This is a genomic window from Paenibacillus sp. KS1, assembly GCF_001680695.1.
Taxonomy (GTDB): domain Bacteria; phylum Bacillota; class Bacilli; order Paenibacillales; family Paenibacillaceae; genus Paenibacillus_B; species Paenibacillus_B suaedae.
The window spans coordinates 1-292 of record NZ_MAIS01000363.1 but is presented as its reverse complement, the minus strand read 5'-3'; the positions used below and the strand labels follow the sequence as shown (position 1 = coordinate 292).

General features: G+C 51.0%; 1 pseudogene. It reads right to left on the bottom strand.

What is annotated here, in order from left to right:
• Positions 1 to 292: pseudogene (locus tag BBG47_RS28685) on the bottom strand (sugar ABC transporter substrate-binding protein); the annotation flags it as partial.

Genomic DNA, 292 nt, shown 5'->3' with positions numbered 1-292 from the left:
CGCGATGCCCCAGTCGATCTCCGGTGTCTTGGAGTAGTAGGGAATATCCCGCAAGAAGGAAGCAAACCACGGCGCTTGAATCGTCATTGCGGCTTGACCCATGTAGAACATCTCGTTAGATCGGCTGTACTGCTTCAAGTAGTCTCTATGTTTCTCATAGTCGGCGTCATCGTATCCATCAAGCTGTTCGCCTTCCTTCATTGGAGGAGGAGCATAAGCCGCATGATTGCGGACTGCATCTGCCGTCATCTTCATCGCTTCTTTCCAACCATCCGAATCGATCAACAGCTTG